At 74.0% G+C, this 1,071-nt stretch carries 2 protein-coding genes; both read left to right on the forward strand.

Annotation, left to right across the window (positions count from 1 at the left end):
- The coding region (locus QH283_RS29345) for a LiaF domain-containing protein (RefSeq protein WP_280506163.1) at nt 1-712 on the forward strand (712 nt) is incomplete at its 5' end.
- Nucleotides 705-917: a hypothetical protein gene (locus tag QH283_RS29350; RefSeq protein ID WP_280506164.1), complete on the forward strand. Its 213-nt coding sequence runs from the start codon at nt 705-707 to the stop codon at nt 915-917. The genes QH283_RS29345 and QH283_RS29350, both read left to right, overlap by 8 nt.
- The last annotated feature ends 154 nt before the right edge of the window (nt 918-1,071 follow it).

The raw sequence follows: 1,071 nt of genomic DNA on the forward strand, positions 1-1,071 counted from the left end.
CCGCGATCGTCTGCCCACCGGCCTGCCCGGCCCGGGCCGCCAGGTCCCGCCCGCCTGGGACCCGCTCGGCGTCGCCCCGCTGGCCTGGGACCTGCCCGACCCGACGCCGCCGCGGCCGGTCGCCACCGTGACCCCGAAGCGCCCGCCGTCCCGGTTCACCCCGGTGGTGCTCGGCCTGGCCATCCTGGCCGCCGCGGGCGCGGGCGCGCTGGCCGCCGCCGGTGCGGACTGGATGACCCCCGGCCGCATCGCCGCCGTCGCGTTGGCCGTGATCGGCCTCGGCCTCGTGCTCGGCGCGTTCCTGCGCCGAGGACACGGCTTGCTCGTGGTCACCGCGCCGTTGGCGGGATTCGTGCTGATCGCCTCGATGCTCGGCCCGATCGAGTTCGACCGGGCCAGTGTGGGCAACCGTGAATGGGTCCCCGCCTCGGCCGCCGAACTGGACTCGCACTACGAGCTCACCATGGGCGATGCCACCCTCGACCTGCGCAATGTGCGGCTCACCGAGGATCACACCGTCGACCTGTCGGTGCGGATGGGCGAGGTGCGGGTGCTGGTGCCCGCCGACATGACCCTGCGCGCGGACTGCAACGTCAACCTCGGCGAGGCCCGCTGCCCCTCCGGGCTGTCCGGGCCGGGCACCCCCGGCGCGCCGGTCCTCGACCTGATCATCGACGTCCATATGGGCAATGTGGAGGTGCATCGTGAGTGAGCCCGACAAGACCGACAGCGCCCGCGACGGCCGGATCTCGGCCTCGCTGCTGATCACCGGCATCGTGGCCCTGATCATCAGCATCTGGGGCCTGGCCGGCGGCGCGGCCGGCTTCGGCGGCGCGGTGTCGCTGGGCTGGGTGCTCGTCGTAGGCGCGATCGTCGTCGGCCTGCTGCTGGTGATCACCCCCCGCCGCAAGAGCTGACCCGCCCCGCGAACCCGCGCACGCGGGAATCACACACACGAAAAGCGAGAGCCCCCCCCGGGTGCGGGGGGGGGGTCGCCGGCACCCCGGGCCGGGGATCCCAATCCATGGTTGCCGGCCGCGTTCTGGTCACCGCGGGCACCACGCCGGTTTA

This window comes from Nocardia farcinica (assembly GCF_029867845.1).
GTDB classification, from domain to species: Bacteria; Actinomycetota; Actinomycetes; order Mycobacteriales; family Mycobacteriaceae; genus Nocardia; species Nocardia farcinica_A.